The following is a 14,755-nucleotide window of genomic DNA, read 5'->3' as shown; positions in this document are numbered from 1 at the left end:
CACCCTGTAGGAGCTGCCGCAGGCTGCGATCTTTTGATCTTGATTTTCAGCGATCCCCCAAGAAAAGATCGCAGCCTTCGGCAGCTCCTACAGGAGCAAACGTGTTGATGTTGGTGCACGGATGAGGTTGCCAATACGCGTGTTGAAAGTGGGCCTGGTGCTGATGCTCTGGGTGTTTGCCCTGACGGCCCGGGCCGAGCTGAAATTTCCGGAGCTGACCGGGCGGGTGGTGGACAACGCCCAAATGATCGAGCAGTCGGTGCGCGAGCAGTTGACGCAACAGCTCAACGCCCATGAAAAAGCCACCGGCGAGCAATTGGTGGTGGTGACGTTGCCGGACCTGCAGGGCACTGACATTGCCGACTTCGGTTATCAACTCGGGCGCCACTGGGGCATCGGTCAGAAGGACAAGAACAACGGCGCGCTGCTGATCATTGCCCGCGATGAGCGCAGGTTGCGGATCGAAGTCGGTTATGGCCTGGAAGATCGCCTGACCGATGCGCAGAGTTCGGTGATCATCAACCAGGTGATCACCCCGGCGTTCAAGACCGGCAACTTCAGCAAGGGCATCAGCGACGGGGTCGCGGCGATGCTGGTGGTGTTGGGCGGCAGTCCGCTGGATGAGCCATCGACGGTTTACGACTCTGGCGGGAATCAGGAGAGTGACTTCGTTTCGCGGCATCCAGGGATTTTCGTGTTTCTGGTGTTGCTGTTCATCCTGACGGTTTTCGTCTTGCAGATGTTCGGGATTCTGCCAGCGGGCCGAGGTGGCTCGGGCGGTTCCAGTGGTGGTTTCGGCGGCGGAGGTTTTGGGGGTGGCGGTGGTGGCGGTGGAGGCGGGGGCTTCAGCGGTGGCGGGGGCAGTTTCGGGGGCGGCGGTTCGTCGGGCGGCTGGTGATAACAACAATGAACGGGCATTCGTAAACATGGCACTACTGACTGAACACGAACAACGCAAAGTCGCCGAGGCAATTGCCCGGGTCGAGCGCGACACCGACGCCGAACTGGTGACCGTGCTCGCGGCCCGCGCCGACGACTACGCGTACATCCCGCTGCTGTGGGCCAGTTTGCTGGCGCTGGTGGTGCCGGGTGTCGTGCATTACCTGACCGGCTGGCTGACCATGCACAGCCTGTTGCTGGTGCAATGGCTCACCTTCATCGTGCTGTGCCTGGTGTTCCGGATTCCGAAAGTCACCACGCACCTGATCCCGCGTTCGGTGCGGCACTGGCGCGCGTCGAACCTGGCGCGCCGGCAGTTTCTGGAGCAGAACCTGCACCACACCGTGGGCAGCACCGGCATGCTGATTTTTGTCTGCGAGGCCGAGCGTTATGTGGAAATTCTGGTGGGTGAAGGGATTTCCAAACGGCTGGATAACAAGAACTGGGACGCCATTGTTGCGGCGTTCACCCAGCAGGTAAAGCAGGGGCAGACGTTGCAGGGATTTGTGACGTGCGTCGAGGCGTGTGGCGAGTTGCTCAAGGTGCATGTGCCGGTGACGCATGTGCGCAATGAGTTGCCGAACCGGTTGGTGGTGTTGGGCTGAGTTTACGCTCCGGATGTGACATACATCATTGTGGTGAGGGGATTTATCCCCGTTGGGTCGCGAAGCGGCCCCATTCGATTCATCGGTCAGACCGAGTTCTCAGGTTTTTACGACTGCTTCGCAGCCGAACGGGGATAAATCCCCTCGCCACAGGGAACTCGTTCAGCAGACGATTCTCACCGTTCGGTAAATAACTGCGTGTTCCGAGCGGCCATCCCCCCTAAAATACCTGCCATTCCCGATTCGCTCCGCCCGAGGCCGTTTTTTCCATGTCCGTCACCGCCACTCCCGCCAGCCTCGCGCCGGATCACCACGCCCAGTTCATCGACCTGCTGCAAACCAGCCTCGACGCCAACGCCTTCATCAAACTGGTGCTGGCCAAGTACGTCGGCACCGAAGCGGATCTGCAGCGGCTGATCATCAAGCAGCTAACGGTCAAGGATCAGCCCTGCCTGTCCTTCGTCTACCGCTACAAAACCCGCGACATCACCAAAAATCTGCCGCTGGCCGAGGGCGTGGCGACCATCGCCGCGTTGTTGCCGGCCTCGTTCAAAAATGCGCATTTATTGTCGCTGACCGACGAAGCCCAGCTCGAATACAGCAAAAAGGGCAAGTCTTCGCTGTTCAAGAGCAAACCTCAGCAATTGCGCGAAGTGCCGTCCGCTGAGCATAACCGCGAAAAGAACCGATTCCTCGACCTGAGCCGCCCGTTCCTCGCCGACCTCGGTGTGACGAACAGCAAGCACGAGCTGATTCCGGCGATGTCGCGCAAGTGGAAACAGATCAACAAGTTCATCGAAGTCTTCAGCCATGCGCTGACCACCTCGCCGCTGGCGCTGGACAAACCGGTGCGGGTCGCGGATTTCGGTTCGGGCAAGGGTTACCTGACGTTCGCGATCCACGACTACCTGCGCAACACCTTGAACGCCGAAGGCGAGGTGACCGGCGTCGAATTGCGTGAAGAAATGGTCAACTTGTGCAACGCCGCCGCCGCGAAGCTGGAACATCCGGGCCTGGTATTCAAGTGCGGCGACGTGCGCAGCGTCGCGCCGAGCGAGCTGGACGTGATGATCGCGCTGCACGCCTGCGACATCGCCACCGACTATGCGATTCACACCGGCATCCGCTCCGGCGCCTCGATCATCATGTGTTCGCCGTGCTGCCACAAACAGATCCGCCTGCAAATCCAGAGCCCGGCGCTGCTCAAGCCGATGCTGCAATACGGTTTGCATCTGGGTCAGCAAGCGGAAATGGTCACCGACAGTTTGCGTGCGCTGTTCCTTGAAGCCTGCGGTTATGAAACCAAGGTGTTCGAGTTCATCTCACTGGACCACACCAACAAGAACAAGATGATCCTGGCGGTCAAACGCGCCGAGCCGGTGGACCCGGCGCAGTTGTTGGTGAAGATTCAGGAGCTGAAGGATTTCTATCAGATCAGCGAACACTGCCTCGAAACCTTGCTGCGGGCTGACGGCTATTTAAGCTAACCCCCGAAAAGATCGCAGCCTTCGGCAGCTCCTACAGTTTGATGGCGTACATCCTGTAGGAGCTGCCGTGTGGTGGTCGAACGTTTTTGGACCATGATGTAGGAGCGTCGATTTAAGGAAGCATCATGGGATATCGGGTTGTTACCTCTGAGGAAAAAGCGGAAGCCATTCGCTTGGTTGTGGAGATGAATTACTCCATACCTAAAGCCTGTGAGGCTACAGGTGTGGGGCCAACAGCGTTACGCCGCTGGGTTTCACGCTGGCGCCGGGAGCAGGAAGGAATTGTGCAAGCTCCTCGCCTACAGGATCAGGAGCTGATTGAGTCGCTCCAGGCGAAACTGGCGCTACTTGAAGCCGAGAACCAAGTGCTAAAAAAGCAATTGCCCTCTCATCTAAAGGTTCTGTTCGGTCGAACCAAGTGATTGATGGCATCAGAGGGGCAATGTCGATTCGGCGTATGTGTGTCTTGTTCGGCTTGGCCCGCAGCAGCTATTACGTGAAACGTAAAGCCGTGCGGCAGCGACCAGTTTTGGGAGATCTGGGGAGTAAACTTCGTGCGTTGCATAAGCAGCATCGAGAAGCATTGGGTACTCGCGGGCTATCCAAGGAGTTGAGGAAAGAGGGAGTTTTTATAGGGCGTTATCGAATGCGTACCTTGATCAAGACCTTTGACCTACAGCGGCGCAGGCCACGTTATGCGCACTATCGCCGGGCCACGAAGCCAGCTGTCGTTGCACCGAACATACTTGATCGTCGTTTCAATCCAGCCCGGTCAGACACGCTTTGGGCAGGTGATATCACCTACATCAGAGTGGGACATGGCTGGCTGTACCTGGCAGTGGTGATGGACCTGTTTTCGCGCAGGATTGTGGGATGGGCTTGCTCACGAACAGCGGATGCCGAGCTGTCTATGAAGGCACTGAAGCTTGCGGTAGCACTACGCCGTCCGATGCCTGAACTGCTATTTCACTCTGATCAGGGCTGCCAATACACCGCCGATCGCTTTGTTGAGTGCTTGGCAGAAAACCGGATCGTTCAGAGCATGAGTCGTCGAGGTAACTGCTGGGATAACGCAGTAGTCGAGCGCTACTTCAGGACGTTGAAGCACGATTGGATGCCGGAAAACGGATACCAGAATCATTTCGAAGCGGAGAAGGATGTGATGGATTTCATCTCGCACTACAACCATCGCCGTTGCCACTCAGCCTCGAACAACTTGCCGCCTGCGCTGTTTGAGCAGCAGGCGGCTTAATGCTCCTACGGAGTGGTGCAAAAAAACTGAACCACTACACCGAAGGCTGCGATCTTTTGATTTTGCTTTATGCCGTTGCAATGCGTGCGGGTTTCACCGCAGTCTTGCGTCCGAGCATCACCGTCACGATCACCCCGGCAGCAAACAGCCAGGTGATCGGCTCGATGTGTTCACCAAAGAACAGTGCCGAGAACGCGATGGTGAAGAAGATCTGCAACAACTGAATCTGACTGACCCGGGCAATGCCGCCCATCGCCAAGCCGGCGTACCAGGCAAAGAAACCAATGAACTGCGAGAACAGCGAAACATAACCAAACGCCCACCAGGTCTTGGCCGAAATCTCGCCCTGATGTTGCAACGCCAGGTATACCACCGGCCCGATCAACAGCGGCGTCGACAGCACCAGCGCCCAGCAGATCACCTGCCAGCCACCCATCTCCCTGGCCAGTCGGCCACCTTCGGCATAACCCAGACCACCCACGGCAATTGCGCCAAGCATCAGCAAATCACCGGCCTGAATGCTGCCGGCGCCGCTGATCAGCGCGTAACCCAGCACCAGCGCACTGCCCAGCGCGGCGCAGGCCCAGAAGGCTTTCGACGGTCGTTCGTGGGACAACCACGCGGCGTACAACGCCACGCACAGCGGTTGCAGGCCGTTGACCAATGCACCGTGAGACGCCGGCAAGGTTTGCATGGCCCAGGCCGAGAGCACCGGGAAACCTAGGATCACCCCGGCGATCACCAGGGTCAGGCCTTTGACCTGTTTCCAGGTCGGCCATTGTTCCCGGCGCCACAGCAACAATATCGCTGCCGGAATCGCCGCGAACAGCGCACGACCCAGGCCGTTGAGCAGTGGATGGAGTTCCTGCACGACGATCCGTGTGAAGGGCAGGGTGAGGCTGAAAATCACAACGCCGAGCAGGCCGAGGGCCATGCCGGTGTTTTCGCGCGAGGACATGAGGGCAACCAGAATCGAGGGTGGTGGAAAGTGTTTTCATATAGCCATAAACCTATGGTTTTGGCGCTTACAGCTAGGCACAGAAATATCCGTACAGTTGAGCGCGATCCCTGTGGCGAGGGAGCTCGCTCCCGCTCGGCTGCGCAGCAGTCGTGAAACCTGCAGACCTGATTCTGTGCGAAGAATGCAAGGGGCCGCTCCGCAGCCCAGCGGGAGCAAGCTCCCTCGCCACAAAAGCCAAATCCAATCTGCATCGCCCGTAGTAGCTGGTTATTACCCGCCCCGGCAGATTAGGACTACCTTGAATACTCCCAAGCATTCCCCAGAGGAGTCCTCCCCATGGCTGCCAAGAAAATCCTGATGCTGGTCGGCGATTACGTCGAAGACTACGAAGTGATGGTGCCGTTCCAGGCATTGCTGATGGTCGGTCACACGGTACATGCCGTCTGTCCGGACAAAACCGCCGGCCAGACCGTGCGCACAGCGATCCATGACTTCGAAGGCGACCAGACCTACAGCGAAAAACCCGGCCACCTGTTCGCCCTGAACTTCGATTTCGCCAAGGTCGCCGAAGCCGACTACGACGCGCTGTTGATCCCCGGCGGTCGGGCACCGGAATACCTGCGCCTGAACGAAAAAGTCCTGGAACTGGTACGCGCCTTCGACAAGGCCGGCAAGCCGATCGCCGCCGTGTGTCACGGTGCGCAATTGCTGGCGGCGGCAGGCATTCTCGAGGGTCGCGAGTGCAGCGCTTACCCGGCCTGCGCACCGGAAGTACGTTTGGCGGGCGGTACGTTCATCGACATCCCGGTGACGGAAGGTCACGTTCAAGGCAATCTGGCCACGGCTCCGGCCTGGCCGGCCCACCCGAGCTGGCTCGCCGGTTTCCTCGGCTTGCTGGGCACCAAAATCACGCTGTAACGAGGGTCGTTTGCATGTGCGAGCTCTACGTCAAAGCCGATCCGATTCTCTACGAATCGCGCTCCCGCTCGCTGCGCATCTGCGGGGTGGTCACCACCCTGCGGCTGGAGAATCAGTTCTGGGACATCCTCAGCGAAATCGCCGAGGTCGACGGCATGACCACCAACCAGTTGATCGCCAAGCTGTATGAAGAGGTGATGGATTATCGCGGTGAGGTGGTGAATTTTGCTTCGTTTTTGCGGGTGAGTTGTACGCGGTATTTGTCGCAGCGGCGGGTGGCTGCGCCGGAGTTGTCGGTGGTGCGGGCGGCTGCGAAGTAGTCCGGACCGCGTCGCCCCCTTCGCGAGCAAGCCCGCTCCCACAGGGGAGCGCATTCCTATGTGGGAGCGGCGGTGCGGCGATCCGACTTGCTCGCGAAGGGGCCGGTACAGGCGACAGAAATCCTGAGGTGGTCTTTACTCTGAAGCGCGAAACCTCTCAATCGCCAAGGAGAAAGAGCATGTCTGGATGGTACGAGTTGAGCAAAACCAGCAACGGCCAATTTCGGTTTGTGCTGAAAGCGGCGAATGCCGAACCGATTCTGAACAGCGAGCACTACACCACCCGCAGCGCCGCCGAAAACGGCATAGCCTCGGTGCAGAAGAACAGCCCGCTGGACGAACGCTACGAGAAAAAGACCACCAAGGACGGCCATCCTTACTTCAACCTCAAGGCCGGCAACCACGAGATTATCGGCAGCAGCGAAGCCTATTCCTCTGATTCCGCGCGGGATAAAGGCATCGCCAGCGTCAAGGCCAACGGCCCGACCACGGTGATCAAGGACAAGACCTTGCCGGTGCTTTAAAAACACCACAATTTCTGTAGGAGCCGGCTTGCTGGCGATGGTGTGTCAGTCGACGCTTATATCGCTGACACTCCATCGCCAGCAAGCCGGCTCCTACAGGGGATTTGTGTGGGTTGAAGGTCAGCGCAATGCGTCCAGCAATGCCTGCAACTGACCACGTCCGGCCTCACCCAACGGAAACACCGGCAACCGCGGATCCCCCACTTCCAGCCCGGTCGAGCGCAAGCCGGCCTTGATCGTCGCCGGCAACCCACCCTTCAAAATGAAATCCAGCAGCGGCGAGGTGGGCAGCACCATCAAAACGTCGGCGCCGTGGGCTTTCGCGGCGATGCGCTGCACTTCAATGCGCAGAAACCGCACCGGATCCGCTCAGTGGGCGAGGTTCAGGCGCAGTTGTTGGTGGTGGTGCAAAGGAATGATTGGGCGCCGCGGGCGCTTTTGTGGCGAGGGAGCTTGCTCCCGCTCGGCTGCGAAGCAGCCGTAAAACCTGACAATGAGTTTTCTCTGAAAGAATGCAGGGGGCTGCTTCGCAACCCAGCGGGAGCAAGCTCCCTCGCCACAGGTATGTGTTCGCTTCAGACCTCGACGGGAACCGTAAGCTTCGGGCTACCCAGTGCATGCGTCTTCGAATCAAAAAAACGCAGTTCTGATCCGGTTCCCTCAAACACCTTCGCGTAATGCCGCTTCTGATGCTGGATGAACGCCTTGCTGCGCGGATAAATCGAGATCGCTACCACCTTCGGTTGCGCCTGGCGCAGCGCATGAACGATGTGGCTGTCCTGCTCACCCAGCGCGTGCCCAAAGACACACAACCCCTCGCCATGACCCAATAGCTGGTCATAACAAAACGACAAATAATCCGAACTTCGAATCGTCTTGAGCTTGTCCGTGCTCGGCCCTTCGTTCACAAACAGCGGAACGTCATCCAGCGTCTTGATCGTGTTGTTGATCGCAAAACTGCCCAGCAACGTGCCCTCGGTCGACATCAGTTTGCGTGCCGTACCGTCTTGATTGCGCACCAGATGCAAACCGCCGTGCAGGTATAGCAAGCGGGTTTTATCGGTGGCCGTGGCGCTCAAGTCAAACCCCGGCTCGGCACCCTGGAACAGGTCGGTGATGGCATCAGGCTGGTGCTGAATCGCCCAGTAGTTGAGCAAGTCGTAATTGGTGGTGAACACCGTCCGATAACGCCCCAGTTCCTGACTGATCGTCGCCAGTGTCGAGGGCACCACCAGCCGCCACGGGATATGCACCGCGTGCACGGTGTTGATCAGCGCTTCCTTGATCGCGTAGTAGCGATTGCGCGGCGCGGCGGAGCTGACGGCCAGGGCCTTGTTCACGCGGCTGGTGGTTTTCAGCGCGCCCAGCACCTGCTCGAAACTGCGCGTCTGCATCGCGTCGAACACGCTCAGTTCGGACTGGCTCAGGGGTTTTTCTTCGACGGTGCGGGCGTTTTCGAACAGCGAGTCGTAGCCGAAATCGTCCCACACGGCGCGGCTGGCGCCGTTGCCCACCAGCAGGCCGCTGAACGAGGCGGTGGCGCGCAAGACGTTCCAGTCTTCAAGTTGGGCATCGACATCCTGGAAATCGGTCATTGCGGTGGTCGTCTCAAAAAGCAAAAGGTCGGATGGCCGGCGACTTTATCACGACCCGGACTTGAGCCAGATCAAGTTAGCGCTGGACCGATGGGTCGATCCTGTGGATATACGCCGGATCGAACAGCCGATACGGCCCCAGACTGGAGATTCGCTCATGAGCAGCACGTTTTTCATTCCCTCCGTGAACATCATGGGCATCGGTTGCCTCGACGAAGCGATGGACGCCATTCGCAAGTACGGCTTTCGCAAGGCGCTGATCGTCACCGACACAGGGCTGGCCAAGGCCGGTGTGGCGGCGATGATTGCCGAAAAACTGGCGATGCAGGACATCGACTCGGTGATCTTCGACGGTGCCAAACCCAACCCGAGCATCGCCAACGTCGAGAGCGGTCTGGGCCTGCTCAAGGAGAGTCGCTGTGATTTTGTCGTGTCACTGGGCGGTGGTTCGCCCCACGACTGCGCCAAAGGCATCGCGTTGTGTGCGACCAATGGCGGGCAGATCCGCGATTACGAAGGCGTCGATCAATCCGAGAAGCCGCAACTGCCCCTGATCGCCATCAACACCACCGCCGGCACGGCCAGCGAGATGACGCGTTTCTGCATCATCACCGACGAATCGCGCCACGTGAAAATGGCCATCGTCGACCGCAACGTCACGCCGCTGCTGTCGGTCAACGACCCGGCGCTGATGGTCGCCATGCCCAAGAGCCTGACGGCGGCCACCGGCATGGACGCGCTGACTCACGCCATCGAAGCCTACGTGTCCACCGCCGCCAACCCGATCACCGATGCCTGCGCGTTGAAGGCGATCACGCTGATCAGCAACAACCTGCGCCTGGCCGTGCGCGATGGCAGCGACATGGCGGCGCGGGAGAACATGGCGTACGCGCAATTCCTCGCGGGCATGGCGTTCAACAATGCTTCGTTGGGCTATGTGCACGCCATGGCTCACCAGTTGGGTGGCTTCTACGATCTGCCCCATGGCGTATGTAACGCGGTGCTGTTGCCACACGTGCAGAGCTTCAACGCGTTGGTATGCGCCGATCGCCTGACCGACGTGGCCCATGCAATGGGCGCCGATGTTCGCGGCTTCAGCCCCGAAGAAGGTGCCCAGGCGGCCATCGAGTCAATTCGTAGCCTGGCCAAAGATGTAGAAATTCCCGCCGGCCTTCGCGAACTCGGTGCCCGGCTCAACGACATCCCGACCCTCGCCACCAACGCCCTGAAAGACGCGTGTGGTGTGACCAATCCGCGGGCGGCGGATCAGCGGCAGATCGAGGAGATTTTCCGCAACGCGTTTTAAGCGTTTTTACGACCGGGCGCGATGATCACGCAGAGTATCGCGCCCAAGGCCAGCAAGGTGCATAACAGTGACAGCGGCCATGCCTGCTGACTGGCGATCAAACTGGCAATCCCACCGATAACGGCGGCCATCAGTTGATGAATGAACCCGCTCAATGCCATTGCATAAGCCCCGCCGACCGGCGAACCGTCGTTGGCCAGCGACAGGCTGATCGGGTAATTCAATGACTGGCCAAACACCGCAATGCAGTAGGGCAACCAGAACAACAGCGCAATCGAAGTGCCCGCAATGCTCCCCAGCAACATCACCGCGCTGCCAGCCAGTACCAGCCCCACGCCCGCCGTCATCAACCGACGCTGACCGGTGCGCAGCACCAAACCGTTGACCCCCAATGCCCCCAGAAAATAGGCCGCGCTGATCGGCCAGCCTAACAGTCCGTATTCCACGGCCGACCAGTTGAACGGTCCTTGCAGAACCAGCGGCGCCGCTGTGTTGAATGCGATGATCACCCCATAACCGAGCCCGCCGGTAAGTGCCGGCAGCAGGAAAGCTCGATCCCGCAGAATGCGCCCGTAGCTCGGCCACGCGGGCGATTGAACATTGTCTTCCACCCGCATTGGGAACGTGACCTGTGCCACCACCATCGCGAGCAACAGACTCACACTGCCCAGCAGGTAGAAAATCGCCGGCCAGCCCAGCGTTACCTGGATGATCGACCCCAGGTACTGACCGATACCCAGCGCCACCACGAAAGAAATTGAAAGCCAGGACAGTGCCTTGGCCAGCAAGTCCCCCCGAAAGCTGTCACGGATCAGCACCCGGGCCATGACCGAAATCCCGCTGGCGCCGATGCCTTGAACCAGTCTGAAAAACAGAAAGGATTCGAGCGTCTGGCCCAGGGGCAGGGCGAGGTTGCCCAACCCATAAATGCCTAGCGCCGCGAGCAGCACCGGCTTTCGGCCGATGCGCTGACCAAGGCTGCCCCAGAACAGCATCGGCAGGGCCATTCCGATCAGATACACCGCCAATCCCCACGAAACCTGCGAGGCGTCGCCGGACACGTCCCGGGAAATTTCCGGTAGTGCCGGCAGGTAAATGCTCATGCCCAATTGCGCGAGAAAAACCGTGCTGCAGGTGACTAGGAGGGTGGTGCTGCTCTTCATCGAATCTTCCTTGGGTTTTCAATCACCGATGTTCCGAGCGTGTAAGAGTTCGGTCACGAGTTCACAAAACTGGCGGATCAGTATCGGCTCCATGTCGGCACGCAGGGTGATACGGAGGGCTGCCTGACCTTGTGCAACTACCGGGAAAAACACGGCCGAGGTAAAGAATCCGAGATTGGCCAGTTCGATGGCGATGTTGTTGGCTAACGCCGCTTCACCGCAGCGAATCGGTCGAATCGCCATGTTGCTGCCGTGTTGTCCGGTTCGAATCAGGCTGTCAAAGAGCTGGATATTAGCCTGAAGTTTTTCCTGTAACGCGGCGAATTCCAAGGTGCGATGCAACTGGATGGACGCGCTGCCGGCACCAATGGCTGCGCTGTTCAGGCTTTGCGACCAGTTACAGGGGCCGCCATAGCGTTGAATCAGTTTTTTCTGTCGCTCGATGCCCAGCATCACCAGCCCGCCACTGGCGCCAAACGATTTGGCCAGGGACGCGACGATCAGGCAATTATCATCAAACGCCTGAATTCTGGGGCGTACGAGGCCGGCACCGAATGTTCCGACAGCGGACAGTGCGTGGGAATCATCCAGGTACAGAAACAGCCCATAACGCTCTTTCAGGTACAAAAGGCTATTCATGTCTGCGACCCCGCCCATGCTGTACGCGCCGTCGGCGATGTACGCGACAGGTCCTCGAGAAAATCCATGCCGTTATGCGGGCACGTCACTACGTGGGTTTCGTCTGCGCATGTCGATTTCAAGTGGTTCATCGAATAATGGGCCAGCCGATCGAACGCCATCAGGGGGCTGGTGGCGGTGGGCTCGCTGGGGTTCTTCTGCGCAGAGATCTTTGCCAACCACACGACCTTCCTGATCGTCGCGCTGGGCTTGCCCGGCGCCGGGATCATCGCCTCCATTCCGAGTTTCTGGACCCGGCCGCCGAAATTGCTGGCTGGTGCCGGCGCAGGCGCTGCGGGCGGGATTGCGGTGATCAACACCCTCGGCCAGTTCGGCGGCATCGTCAGCCCGGTCATGGTCGGACGGATCAAGGACCTGACCGGCAGCACCACGCCTGCGCTCTATGTCATCGGCGTCTGCGCGCTGATCGCGGATGCGCTGTTGTTGTGGGGATTGCCGCAGAAACTGCGCACGCTCGACAAGTTCTGAAATCTGCGGCGTCAGTTAAACCGCTTTCGTCGGATCGCCGCCCGGAGCAAGCCCGCTCCCACATTGGATCGGCGGAGGACACAATAGTCGTGTCTAGCGCTGTCCCTGTGGGAGCGGGCTTGCTCGCGAAGACTGACTGACAGTCGCTGATCTCTACCAATTAGTGGGCGGAAGGCGTCGTGTATGAAAGACCCGAAGCACTTGTAGGCGACCTTGGCGAACTCGATAGGGAATCAAATATGGCTGGTCAGGCAGGATCCATTCACGAGTGCCGGGCAAACGACCTTCACGGCCTGTTGCAGGAAAGCGAGCCAAGTGATCGACGCTGGCGAGAATGGCTTGAACGAAATCTGCTGCTGCTTTTGGATTTTCCATCGCGATGTACGCAGCTTCGTCATCGAGGTTCTTTGATGCAGTACGCAACCACTCAACGCGCATTGGCTATCCATTTGTTGGCGATTGCATTTACTTCTTCAGGCGTTGCGAAATCCCCTGCGTCGGCTTCTATCAATGCTTTTTGAATTTCTTCGATTTGCCAGGCTTCCCGGGCCAGGTATTCGCGCAATGCATCCACGGCAAGAAACGATTTGCTGCGGCCTGTGGCTTTGGAAAGAGTGGCGAGGGTATCGGCAATTTCGTCTGGCAGGCGCAAGGACATGACGGACATGATGGTCTCGATGTAGTTGTTTGTAATACAACATACTACATCGTCATATAGAGAGAGCGGTCAGCCGTTCGTCTGTCGCAACAATCGATTGAATGAGATCACAGAGCCAAGGATAGTGCCCGCCTGGAACCGCCTGGTATTCGAAGCACATTAGGAGGAAAGAATGACATTGAAGTCTGGATGGATGAATTGTGTGGCGCTGTGCGGTCTGGTGTCGACGATGCAGGTTTTCGCTGCTTGCGAGAAGCCGTTTCTGGCAGGCGATTTCGGCTATTCGGTGTGCAAAGACTGGCCGGCTTATCCGGGGCTGACGATAAAGGCGTTGTCGCAATTCGAGTCGGGATATTCAGCGAGCGATTATGGCCCTCAGGGTAAATACGACCTCAATCTTGCCGTTGTATCGGCTGGCGATTCGAAACCGCTGGCGACGTATCACAAGGCAGCGGCTTTTGAGTCGGATGCCATTGCCTTTGAAGACCTGCAACTCGATACCGCACGTTACCAGCTCACGCCCGACCTGAGAGCGTTTGGCGTGCGCGCCACGTTCAATGGCTCGTCCCGCGTCAATCCTGTGAATGAAAAGTTGCTCTCGCTCTATGTGAAGGAGGTGGACAGGTTACGTCCGGTCCTGGAAAAGCTCATCACCTATGAGTACGGAGGTGAATGGGATGGCAATTGCGGCGGAGAGCTTTATCAACACACCCGTACACTCGAAATCGGCAAAACCAGTTCACATGGCTACGCGGATCTGATCGTCAAAACAGTAACCACCCGCGAAGTCGGGAAGGGCGAAGTGGAGGCTTGTGAATCCAAAACCCTTACAGCCAAACCGGTGCTTACGACGCTTCGATACGACGGTAAAAGCTACATCCTGCCTCAAGGTTTCAAAGGTATATAAATACTGCGCACCGATCAGGGTTAATCACTAATGCTCACAGGCCTCAACCACCTGACCCTCGCCGTCACCGACCTGACCCGCAGCGTAGCGTTCTATCACGACATCCTTCACCTTCAGCTCGACGCCACCTGGAACACCGGCGCCTACCTCTCGCTGCCGGGCCTGTGGCTGTGCCTTTCCCTCGATCCGCTGCGCAGTTCAGAGCCCGCCGCCGATTACACCCATTACGCCTTCAGCATCAGCGCACCAGACTTCCCGCAATTCGTCGAACGCCTTAGGGCCAGCAACGTCGAGGAATGGCGGGATAACCGCAGCGAAGGCGCATCCTTCTACTTCCTCGACCCCGACGGCCACAAGCTCGAAGCCCATGTTGGCGATCTGGCATCGCGACTGGCGGCCTGTCGACAACGGCCCTACGCAGGCATGAAGTTCTTCGACGATCAGTCAGTCGATTCCCGAGGACCTGATCTAGACTTGCGCCCATTCACCAAATAGTACAAAAGAATTTCCCGATGACCCCATCGCTGCTAATGGCCGTTCTCGCCTCGGGCTTCATTTACGGCATCACACCGGGGGTGTTGGCGGTGTTTGGCATCGGCGCGGCGCGTGGGCGGCGGGCTGGGGCGGGTTTTTGTGCGAGCATTTGCACGGCGCTGCTGTCCAGCCGTGCGGAGTTGCTGCATTGGTCGATGTTGCCCTGGCTGATCGTTCTGAGCTTCGTCGGTGGTCTGATCGCCTACGCTATCCTCATTGGCATCGTCGGTGCACGGCAGGTGCGCTGCCTGTATCAACGGCATGAACTGGCGATCACCCGGCTGTGCGGGGTGATGTTTATCGGTTTCGCCATCAACGCCCTGGTGCATGCTTTGCCGGGGGCTGATGCCGAACAAGGCTTGAAGCTGATCGCAGGGACGCGTCAGCGGCATCATCACCGGTAAGGGATGGTTTTTAGT

The 14,755-nt window shown here is 58.7% G+C and carries 17 protein-coding genes and 4 pseudogenes; 14 read left to right on the top strand and 7 right to left on the bottom strand.

Annotated features, from left to right (window positions below; all coding sequences use genetic code 11):
- Positions 1 to 133 precede the first annotated feature (133 nt).
- The 5 genes from ACYZTL_RS09105 (at position 134) to ACYZTL_RS09085 (ending at position 4,283) form a co-directional block, all read left to right on the top strand.
- Positions 134 to 898 (top strand): TPM domain-containing protein, encoded by a 765-nt coding sequence (locus ACYZTL_RS09105; protein WP_461954288.1) that lies wholly within the window; start codon positions 134 to 136, stop codon positions 896 to 898.
- A 28-nt stretch (positions 899 to 926) separates the two neighbouring features.
- Positions 927 to 1,544 (top strand): TPM domain-containing protein, encoded by a 618-nt coding sequence (locus ACYZTL_RS09100; RefSeq protein WP_461951509.1) that lies wholly within the window; start codon positions 927 to 929, stop codon positions 1,542 to 1,544.
- Positions 1,545 to 1,813: 269 nt separating this feature from the next.
- Positions 1,814 to 3,031, top strand: coding sequence for a class I SAM-dependent methyltransferase (locus tag ACYZTL_RS09095; protein ID WP_461951508.1), 1,218 nt, complete (start codon positions 1,814 to 1,816; stop codon positions 3,029 to 3,031).
- A gap of 125 nt (positions 3,032 to 3,156) precedes the next feature.
- Entirely contained in the window at positions 3,157 to 3,453 is a 297-nt protein-coding gene (locus tag ACYZTL_RS09090) for a transposase (RefSeq protein ID WP_461951414.1), read from the top strand.
- Between the two features lie 35 nt (positions 3,454 to 3,488).
- Entirely contained in the window at positions 3,489 to 4,283 is a 795-nt protein-coding gene (locus ACYZTL_RS09085; protein WP_461950135.1) for an IS3 family transposase, read from the top strand.
- A gap of 67 nt (positions 4,284 to 4,350) precedes the next feature.
- Here ACYZTL_RS09085 and ACYZTL_RS09080 read toward each other — a convergent pair whose 3' ends face one another.
- Positions 4,351 to 5,241 carry a DMT family transporter gene (locus ACYZTL_RS09080; protein WP_461951507.1) on the bottom strand — a complete coding sequence of 297 codons (891 nt, stop codon included), beginning with the start codon at positions 5,239 to 5,241 and terminating at the stop codon, positions 4,351 to 4,353.
- Between the two features lie 339 nt (positions 5,242 to 5,580).
- Between ACYZTL_RS09080 and ACYZTL_RS09075 the strand changes: the two genes are divergently transcribed.
- The 3 genes from ACYZTL_RS09075 to ACYZTL_RS09065 all read left to right on the top strand — a co-directional run bounded on the left by ACYZTL_RS09075 (position 5,581) and on the right by ACYZTL_RS09065 (position 7,006).
- On the top strand, positions 5,581 to 6,162 hold the full coding sequence (locus tag ACYZTL_RS09075) for a DJ-1/PfpI family protein (RefSeq protein WP_201255973.1): 582 nt from the start codon (positions 5,581 to 5,583) through the stop codon (positions 6,160 to 6,162).
- A 14-nt stretch (positions 6,163 to 6,176) separates the two neighbouring features.
- Positions 6,177 to 6,482 carry a ribbon-helix-helix domain-containing protein gene (locus tag ACYZTL_RS09070; protein ID WP_214381205.1) on the top strand — a complete coding sequence of 102 codons (306 nt, stop codon included), beginning with the start codon at positions 6,177 to 6,179 and terminating at the stop codon, positions 6,480 to 6,482.
- Positions 6,483 to 6,661: 179 nt separating this feature from the next.
- On the top strand, positions 6,662 to 7,006 hold the full coding sequence (locus ACYZTL_RS09065) for a YegP family protein (RefSeq protein WP_461951506.1): 345 nt from the start codon (positions 6,662 to 6,664) through the stop codon (positions 7,004 to 7,006).
- Between the two features lie 120 nt (positions 7,007 to 7,126).
- Here ACYZTL_RS09065 and ACYZTL_RS09060 read toward each other — a convergent pair.
- A pseudogene (locus tag ACYZTL_RS09060) lies at positions 7,127 to 7,285 on the bottom strand (dihydrodipicolinate synthase family protein); the annotation flags it as partial.
- Positions 7,286 to 7,327: 42 nt separating this feature from the next.
- Here ACYZTL_RS09060 and ACYZTL_RS09055 point away from each other — a divergent pair.
- Positions 7,328 to 7,426: pseudogene (locus ACYZTL_RS09055) on the top strand (cupin domain-containing protein); the annotation flags it as partial.
- A 155-nt stretch (positions 7,427 to 7,581) separates the two neighbouring features.
- Here the strand turns inward: ACYZTL_RS09055 and ACYZTL_RS09050 are convergent.
- On the bottom strand, positions 7,582 to 8,601 hold the full coding sequence (locus ACYZTL_RS09050) for a DUF4917 family protein (protein ID WP_461951505.1): 1,020 nt from the start codon (positions 8,599 to 8,601) through the stop codon (positions 7,582 to 7,584).
- Between the two features lie 157 nt (positions 8,602 to 8,758).
- On the opposite strand from ACYZTL_RS09050, the gene yiaY reads away from it, so the two are divergent.
- Positions 8,759 to 9,907, top strand: a complete 1,149-nt coding sequence (yiaY, locus tag ACYZTL_RS09045) for an L-threonine dehydrogenase (protein ID WP_461951504.1) — start codon at positions 8,759 to 8,761, stop codon at positions 9,905 to 9,907.
- On the opposite strand, the gene ACYZTL_RS09040 is transcribed toward yiaY, so the two are convergent.
- A complete protein-coding gene (locus ACYZTL_RS09040; protein ID WP_461951503.1) occupies positions 9,904 to 11,070 on the bottom strand; it encodes an MFS transporter in 1,167 nt (388 codons plus the stop codon). The genes yiaY and ACYZTL_RS09040 overlap by 4 nt on opposite strands.
- Positions 11,071 to 11,088: 18 nt before the next feature.
- Positions 11,089 to 11,876: pseudogene (locus tag ACYZTL_RS09035) on the bottom strand (aminotransferase class I/II-fold pyridoxal phosphate-dependent enzyme); the annotation flags it as partial.
- Between ACYZTL_RS09035 and ACYZTL_RS09030 the strand changes: the two are divergent.
- Positions 11,872 to 12,237: pseudogene (locus tag ACYZTL_RS09030) on the top strand (MFS transporter); the annotation flags it as partial. The pseudogenes ACYZTL_RS09035 and ACYZTL_RS09030 sit on opposite strands and share 5 nt — an antisense overlap.
- 153 nt (positions 12,238 to 12,390) lie before the next feature.
- On the opposite strand, the gene ACYZTL_RS09025 reads toward ACYZTL_RS09030, so the two are convergent.
- Together ACYZTL_RS09025 and ACYZTL_RS09020 are read right to left on the bottom strand one after the other, a co-directional pair.
- Positions 12,391 to 12,675: a type II toxin-antitoxin system RelE/ParE family toxin gene (locus ACYZTL_RS09025; protein ID WP_461951502.1), complete on the bottom strand. Its 285-nt coding sequence runs from the start codon at positions 12,673 to 12,675 to the stop codon at positions 12,391 to 12,393.
- Complete coding sequence (locus ACYZTL_RS09020) at positions 12,665 to 12,904, bottom strand: CopG family ribbon-helix-helix protein (RefSeq protein ID WP_461951501.1); 240 nt, start codon at positions 12,902 to 12,904, stop codon at positions 12,665 to 12,667. The genes ACYZTL_RS09025 and ACYZTL_RS09020 overlap by 11 nt, the downstream gene beginning before the upstream one ends.
- A 163-nt stretch (positions 12,905 to 13,067) precedes the next feature.
- On the opposite strand from ACYZTL_RS09020, the gene ACYZTL_RS09015 reads away from it, so the two are divergent.
- From ACYZTL_RS09015 to ACYZTL_RS09005, 3 genes are read left to right on the top strand one after another with little or no spacing between them, the layout of a single operon-like run.
- Positions 13,068 to 13,802 carry a PA3715 family protein gene (locus ACYZTL_RS09015; protein WP_461951500.1) on the top strand — a complete coding sequence of 245 codons (735 nt, stop codon included), beginning with the start codon at positions 13,068 to 13,070 and terminating at the stop codon, positions 13,800 to 13,802.
- Between the two features lie 30 nt (positions 13,803 to 13,832).
- The gene (gene fos, locus ACYZTL_RS09010; protein ID WP_461951499.1) at positions 13,833 to 14,297 is read left to right on the top strand and encodes a fosfomycin resistance glutathione transferase; all 465 of its coding nucleotides are present in this window, start codon (positions 13,833 to 13,835) and stop codon (positions 14,295 to 14,297) included.
- A gap of 17 nt (positions 14,298 to 14,314) precedes the next feature.
- Positions 14,315 to 14,740, top strand: a complete 426-nt coding sequence (locus ACYZTL_RS09005) for a hypothetical protein (protein WP_461951498.1) — start codon at positions 14,315 to 14,317, stop codon at positions 14,738 to 14,740.
- The last annotated feature ends 15 nt before the right edge of the window (positions 14,741 to 14,755 follow it).

Source organism: Pseudomonas sp. LB3P81 (genome assembly GCF_054897965.1).
The sequence above is the reverse complement of the archived record's forward strand: the minus strand, read 5'-3'. Positions and strand labels throughout refer to the sequence as shown.